We start from the raw sequence: 7,284 nt of genomic DNA on the forward strand, positions 1-7,284 counted from the left end.
CTGAACGGCCTGGACCCGACCGCTTATTCACGATAGCGGTCAGGTCCCGGGCCCGCGTCGGGACATAGAATGGGGATTCCGCCGATGCCGGCCGTCCCGGAGTTCCCATGTCCCGCACGCCGTACCACGCCACTCCCTGGCTGACCGCCACCTCGGTGCTCGCCGCCGCGCTCGCCGCGACCGCCTGCAGCAAACCCCCGGCCGAAGCGCCGACCGCCGCCGCACCGCAGGCCGCCGCACCGGCCGCGTCCGGCCATGCCTTCGATGCGGCGATCAACGCTGCCGACTTCGCCGAACACGTCAAAGTGCTGGCCTCCGACGAGTTCGAGGGCCGCGCGCCGGGCAGCGCCGGCGAAGAGAAGACCGTCCAGTACCTGGAAGCGCAGTTCAAGCGCCTGGGCCTGAAGCCGGGCAACGGCGACAGCTACTTCCAGACCGTGCCGATGGTCGAAACCACGGCCGACGAATCCGCCACGCTCAAGCTCGACGTCAAGGGACAGGCGCGCGAGCTCAAGTTCGGCAGCGACATGGTCGTGGGCACGCGCACCGGCAAGCCGGAAGTGAAGATCGACGCCAGCGACCTGGTGTTCGTCGGCTATGGCGTCAACGCGCCGGAACAGAAGTGGAACGACTACGCCGGCATCGACGTCAAGGGCAAGACCGTCGTCATGTTCGTCAACGACCCGGGTTTCCACAGCCAGGACGCCAAGCTGTTCGAAGGCAAGCGGATGACCTACTACGGCCGCTGGACCTACAAGTTCGAAGAGGCCGCACGCCAGGGAGCCGCCGCGGCGCTGATCATCCACGACAGCGAGGGCGCATCCTACGGTTGGGACGTGGTCCAGAACTCGTGGTCGGGCGCGCAGTTCGATCTGCCGGCCAAGGACGATCCGGAACCGCGCCTGCCGGTGCAGGGCTGGATCACCGGCGATGCCGCGCGCAAGCTGCTCGCCGACCTGGGCCAGGATCTGGACGCGCTCTACCAGGCCGCGGGCAAGCCCGGCTTCAAGGCGATTCCGCTGCAGGCCAAGGCCTCGATCGATCTCAAGAGCACGATCAGCGAGAAGTCCTCGCGCAACGTGATCGCGCGCCTGGACGGCGCCAAGCGTCCGGACGAAGCGATCGTCTACATGGCGCATTGGGATCATCTGGGCAACCACGCCGACAAGGGCGGCCACGAAGGCCACGGCGCCGACGCGATGGCCCAGGCCGCCGCGCAGGACACGATCTACAACGGCGCGATCGACAACGCCACCGGCGTGGCCGGCATCCTCGAAATCGCCGAAGCCTTCACCAAGCAGACCCCGCCGCCGGACCGCTCGCTGCTGTTCGTCGCGGTGACGCTGGAGGAATCCGGCCTGCTCGGTTCGAAGTATTACGTCGCCCATCCGACCGTGCCGCTCAACAAGACCGTCGCGGTGATCAACCTCGATGCGATGCCGGTGATCGGCAAGGCGCGCGATATGACGGTGATCGGCTACGGCAGTTCCGAGCTCGAGGACATCCTCAAGGCCACCGTCGGCACGCAGGGCCGCACCCTGCACGCCGAGGCCACGCCCGAAGACGGCTTCTATTTCCGCTCCGACCATTTCAACTTCGCCAAAGCCGGCGTGCCGGCGCTGTACGCCAAGGGCGGCGACGACCTGATCGACGGCGGTACCGTGGCCGGACAGAAGGCCAACACCGACTACCGCGACCAGCGTTACCACAAGCCCGCCGACCAGTTCGATCCAGGCTGGAAGATGGACGGCGTGATCCAGGACCTGGACGCGCTGTACGGCGTCGGCAAGACCCTGGCCGGCAACGAGCAATGGCCGAACTGGTACGAAGGCAACGCCTTCCGCGCCGCGCACGAGAAGCTGATGCAGCCTACGGGCAAATAGGCCACAACCTTGGATCCGCCCCCTCTCCCGCTAACGGGAGAGGGTTGGGGTGAGGGCCGGCATCAACGGCGACCGTGCTCCACGAACGCCACCGAACCGGCCCGTTCGCCGCCTCCAACAGCCGCAGCGCCCCGCATCCCCTCGCCCGCGCGGCTTTTCCGCTAGGCTTCGCTACATCTTCCTGGACGGACCCTGCCCATGACCCTGGCCCTGGCCTACTGGTGCGTGCTGATCGCCGCCTTGTTGCCGTACCTGTGGGTGTCGATCGCCAAAGGCAGCGGGCAGCGCTACAACAATCGCGATCCGCGCGGCTGGCAGGCGCGTCAGGACAACCCGCGTTGTATCCGCGCCAACGCCGCCCAGCTCAACGCCTACGAGGCCTTCGCACCGTTCGCCGCCGGCGTGGTCTTGGCCCAGCTCGCAGGCGTCGCCCACGCGCACATCGCCGCGCTGGCGCTGACGTTCGTGGTCATGCGCGTGCTGCACGGCGTGCTGTATCTGGCCGACAAGCACGGTCTGCGCAGCCTGGTGTGGGTCGTCGGCTATGGTTGCGTGATCGCCTTGCTGGTACTGGCCGCGCTGAAGGCCGCGGCCATCGCGCAGGTGTGATCTCCCGTTGCGGCGGACAGGATCCGTCGCAGCTTCCGCTGCGGCCCAGCCGAGCGCCCAGCTAGCTACGTCAAGGCTTCCGCAATGACTTCCGGCGTCACCGATACCATCCGCGATCTCGAATCCGGACTGCAACACGACGGCTTCCGCTTCGTCGAAGCGCAGACCATGCGCGGCCTGCTGGAAAGCGGTGGCGCCTGGAAGGACTGGACCGCGTTCGCCGACAGCTGGAACGACCTCGGCCCCGACGTCTACCTGGCACGCCACGGCCGCGACCGTCGCCGCCGCTATGCCGTGTACTCCGCCGATACCGAGGGCGCACTGCGCCGCGAAGCGCACCAGCCGCACTACCAGAGCCTGGACTACAACACGCTGCAGGGCGACATCGAACGCTGGTTCGAGCCGATCCTGCCCGCGATCGGCGACGGCGACAGCCTGCGCCGGATCATCGGGTTCTGCCGCGACTTCTTCGGCGCCTTGGCGCCGGCGGTCAGCGGCTGGCATATCGAGGTGCATCAATTCCGGATCGAGGCGCGCAGCGACCATGCCGGCCAGCCGACCCCGGAAGGCGTGCATCGCGATGGCGTGGACTACGTGCTGGTGCTGCTGATCGATCGTCAGAACATCCTCAGCGGCACGACCTCGATCCATGCCGAGGACGGCACCGAGCTGGGCAGCTTCACTCTGACCGCGCCCTTGGACGCAGCCCTGGTCGACGACAGCCGCGTGTTCCACGGCGTGACCGCGGTAACCCCGCTGGACCCGGAGCTGCCCGCGCACCGGGATGTGCTGGTGGTGACCTTGCGAGCCAAGGACTCCTCGGCTCCGCGGTAGCTGCGATGCCTGGTCCCGAAACGAGAAATGCCGGCGCAAGCCGGCATTTTTGTTAAGTGCCCCACTGTGCGCCTTCCGCTTTGGGGTAGGAGCGGCGTAAGCCGCGACCGCGATCTCCACGCGGCGCCTTCCGCTTTGGGATAGGAACGACCTGGGCCACGGCCGTGCTCCCCGCCGCGCCGCTTCCTGTGGGAGCGGCGTAAGCCGCGATCGCCATAACCGAACGACGTCGTCGCTTCATTGCCATCGCGGCTCACGCCGCTCCCACAGCAGGCGGTTCGGCCCGCCATCCGGCAGGGACGAAGGACGCCGGTATGNACCGAACGACGTCGTCGCTTCATTGCCATCGCGGCTCACGCCGCTCCCACAGCAGGCGGTTCGGCCCGCCATCCGGCAGGGACGAAGGACGCCGGTATGTTTTCCGGCCCCGCAAACACAAACGCCGGCATTAGCCGGCGCGGATGGGTGATTAACGATCACCGCAGCGATTATCTCGCCCCCGGCTCGCGCGGATGCGTGCGGATTCACGCGGATTATCTCCGCCCGCCGGCAGGGCATATCGGCCAACGCCGATTCTCGTTCGCCCAAAAGGTGAAGGCCGGCCCCCTTGTGGGAACCGGCCTTCGGATAAAGCCCCTGGCGATGACCTACTCTTGCATGGCTTAGGCCACACTACCATCGGCGCATGTGCGTTTCACTTCCGAGTTCGGAATGGGATCGGGTGGTTCCACACAGCTATTATCACCAGGGAGAGGGTGGAGGGTCGCGGGTCTCGRTGRACTGAGTCGCGCACACGCTCTCGTTGGGTTGCTTCAGACGGARTRTTGCCCGTCATCGGCGAATAAGTTGGGACGTAGCGAAGTTTACTTCAAAGAAGCGTACGAATGTCGTCAAACATATCGTGGAGACCAAAGCAACTTGAGGTTATATGGTCAAGCCACACGGATCATTAGTACAGGTTAGCTCAATGCATTGCTGCACTTACACACCCTGCCTATCAACCACCTAGTCTTGATGGTTCCTTTAGGGGACTTAAAGTCCCGGGAGATCTCATCTTGAGGCGCGCTTCCCGCTTAGATGCTTTCAGCGGTTATCGCTTCCGAACATAGCTACCCGGCAATGCCACTGGCGTGACAACCGGAACACCAGAGGTTCGTCCACTCCGGTCCTCTCGTACTAGGAGCAGCCCCTCTCAAATCTCCAACGCCCACGACAGATAGGGACCGAACTGTCTCACGACGTTCTGAACCCAGCTCGCGTACCACTTTAAATGGCGAACAGCCATACCCTTGGGACCGACTACAGCCCCAGGATGTGATGAGCCGACATCGAGGTGCCAAACACCGCCGTCGATATGAACTCTTGGGCGGTATCAGCCTGTTATCCCCGGAGTACCTTTTATCCGTTGAGCGATGGCCCTTCCATACAGAACCACCGGGTCACTAAGACCTACTTTCGTACCTGCTTGATCCGTCGATCTTGCAGTCAAGCACGCTTATGCCTTTGCACACAGTGCGCGATGTCCGACCGCGCTGAGCGTACCTTCGTGCTCCTCCGTTACACTTTGGGAGGAGACCGCCCCAGTCAAACTACCCACCATACATGGTCCCCGACCCGGATTACGGGCCTAGGTTAGAACGTCAAGCACGACAGGGTGGTATTTCAAGGATGGCTCCACCACAGCTAGCGCCATGGTTTCATAGCCTCCCACCTATCCTACACAGACGAACTCAACGTTCAATGTAAAGCTATAGTAAAGGTTCACGGGGTCTTTCCGTCTTGCCGCGGGAACGCTGCATCTTCACAGCGATTTCAATTTCACTGAGTCTCGGGTGGAGACAGCGCCGCTGTCGTTACGCCATTCGTGCAGGTCGGAACTTACCCGACAAGGAATTTCGCTACCTTAGGACCGTTATAGTTACGGCCGCCGTTTACTGGGGCTTCGATCAAGAGCTTCGCCTTGCGGCTGACCCCATCAATTAACCTTCCAGCACCGGGCAGGCGTCACACCCTATACGTCCACTTTCGTGTTTGCAGAGTGCTGTGTTTTTGATAAACAGTCGCAGCGGCCTGGTCACTGCGACCCCTCTCAGCTGTAGCTCGCATGAGCCACCAAGAGGGGTGCACCTTCTCCCGAAGTTACGGTGCCATGTTGCCTAGTTCCTTCACCCGAGTTCTCTCAAGCGCCTTAGAATTCTCATCCTGCCCACCTGTGTCGGTTTACGGTACGGTCTGCGTAAGCTGAAGCTTAGGAGCTTTTCCTGGAAGCGTGGTATCAGTCACTTCGCTCTAATGAGCTCGTCTCGCTGCTCGGTGTTAAAGGGTCCCGGATTTGCCTAAGACCCACACCTACCTGCTTTCTCCCGGACAACCAACGCCGGGTAGACCTAACCTTCTCCGTCCCTCCATCGCACTTACGCGAGGTGCTGGAATATTAACCAGCTTCCCATCGACTACGCATTTCTGCCTCGCCTTAGGGGCCGACTCACCCTGCGTCGATTAACGTTGCGCAAGGAAACCTTGGGCTTTCGGCGTGCGGGCTTTTCACCCGCATTATCGTTACTCATGTCAGCATTCGCACTTCCGATACCTCCAGCAGACTTCTCAATCCACCTTCATCGGCTTACGGAACGCTCCTCTACCGCGCACAAACAAGTTGTGCACCCCAAGCTTCGGTTCATCGCTTAGCCCCGTTAAATCTTCCGCGCAGACCGACTCGACCAGTGAGCTATTACGCTTTCTTTAAAGGGTGGCTGCTTCTAAGCCAACCTCCTGGCTGTCTGTGCCTTTCCACATCGTTCACCACTTAGCGATGAATTTGGGACCTTAGCTGTGGGTCTGGGTTGTTTCCCTTTTCACGACGGACGTTAGCACCCGCCGTGTGTCTCCCGGATAGTACGTACTGGTATTCGGAGTTTGCCATGGTTTGGTAAGTCGCAATGACCCCCTAGCCATAACAGTGCTCTACCCCCAGTAGTATTCGTCCGAGGCGCTACCTAAATAGCTTTCGAGGAGAACCAGCTATCTCCGGGTTCGATTAGCTTTTCACTCCTAATCACACCTCATCCCCTACCTTTGCAACGGGAGTGGGTTCGGGCCTCCAGTTGATGTTACTCAACCTTCACCCTGGGCATGACTAGATCACCCGGTTTCGGGTCTACTGCCCGCGACTATGCGCCCTTATCAGACTCGGTTTCCCTTCGCCTCCCCTATACGGTTAAGCTCGCCACGAACAGTAAGTCGCTGACCCATTATACAAAAGGTACGCAGTCACCCTTGCGGGCTCCTACTGCTTGTACGCACACGGTTTCAGGGTCTATTTCACTCCCTTCACCAGGGTTCTTTTCGCCTTTCCCTCACGGTACTGGTTCACTATCGGTCGGTCAGGAGTATTTAGCCTTGGAGGATGGTCCCCCCATATTCAGACAGGGTTTCTCGTGCCCCGCCTTACTCGATTTCATTGAATGAGGTCTTTCGCATACCGGGCTGTCACCGTCTATGGCCGAGCTTTCCAGCTCGTTTTGCTAAACCTTACTCAACTTAAGGGCTGCTCCCCGTTCGCTCGTCACTACTTAGGGAATCTCGGTTGATTTCTTTTCCTCCGGTTACTTAGATATTTCAGTTCACCGGGTTCGCTTCGTACAGCTATGTATTCACTGCACGATACTCCTTGCGGAGTGGGTTTCCCCATTCGGACATCGCGGGATCAATGCTTATTGCCAGCTCCCCCACGCTTTTCGCAGGCTGTCACGTCCTTCATCGCCTCTGACCGCCAAGGCATCCACCGTGTGCGCTTATTCGCTTGACCATATAACCCCAAGTTGCCTTGGAACTATACGGGTCCAGGGGTACAAAGCCCGGACTCGAATATAACGACTCAATTAATAAAGTGCCTCTCGGCACTCGCCTTAGCCTCTACGACACGTCATGGACATTCGTCTCAAAACGCTCGCTACGT

Annotated in this window: 3 protein-coding genes and 2 rRNA genes; 3 read left to right on the plus strand and 2 right to left on the minus strand. The window is 61.2% G+C overall.

What is annotated here, in order from left to right; all coding sequences use genetic code 11:
- Window positions 1-107 precede the first annotated feature (107 nt).
- The 3 genes from ASE10_RS07340 to ASE10_RS07350 all read left to right on the plus strand — a co-directional run bounded on the left by ASE10_RS07340 (window position 108) and on the right by ASE10_RS07350 (window position 3,326).
- The gene (locus tag ASE10_RS07340; protein ID WP_056306111.1) at window positions 108-1,883 is read left to right on the plus strand and encodes a M28 family metallopeptidase; all 1,776 of its coding nucleotides are present in this window, start codon (window positions 108-110) and stop codon (window positions 1,881-1,883) included.
- 198 nt (window positions 1,884-2,081) lie between these two features.
- Window positions 2,082-2,492, plus strand: a complete 411-nt coding sequence (locus ASE10_RS07345) for an MAPEG family protein (protein WP_056100886.1) — start codon at window positions 2,082-2,084, stop codon at window positions 2,490-2,492.
- A gap of 84 nt (window positions 2,493-2,576) precedes the next feature.
- Window positions 2,577-3,326 (plus strand): 2OG-Fe dioxygenase family protein, encoded by a 750-nt coding sequence (locus ASE10_RS07350; protein WP_055902002.1) that lies wholly within the window; start codon window positions 2,577-2,579, stop codon window positions 3,324-3,326.
- Window positions 3,327-3,960: 634 nt separating this feature from the next.
- Here ASE10_RS07350 and rrf read toward each other — a convergent pair.
- Window positions 3,961-4,075, minus strand: a 5S ribosomal RNA gene (gene rrf / locus ASE10_RS07355).
- Between the two features lie 179 nt (window positions 4,076-4,254).
- A 23S ribosomal RNA gene (locus ASE10_RS07360) occupies window positions 4,255-7,134 on the minus strand.
- Between the last annotated feature and the right edge of the window lie 150 nt (window positions 7,135-7,284).

Source organism: Lysobacter sp. Root76 (assembly GCF_001428685.1).
Classification (GTDB): domain Bacteria; phylum Pseudomonadota; class Gammaproteobacteria; order Xanthomonadales; family Xanthomonadaceae; genus Lysobacter.

Bases quoted from the DNA above. Each gene is read 5' to 3' on its own strand.
- ASE10_RS07340 (WP_056306111.1), top strand. From the start codon at position 108: ATGTCCCGCACGCCGTACCACGCCACTCCCTGGCTGACCGCCACCTCG.
- ASE10_RS07345 (WP_056100886.1), top strand. From the start codon at position 2,082: ATGACCCTGGCCCTGGCCTACTGGTGCGTGCTGATCGCCGCCTTGTTG.
- ASE10_RS07350 (WP_055902002.1), top strand. From the start codon at position 2,577: ATGACTTCCGGCGTCACCGATACCATCCGCGATCTCGAATCCGGACTG.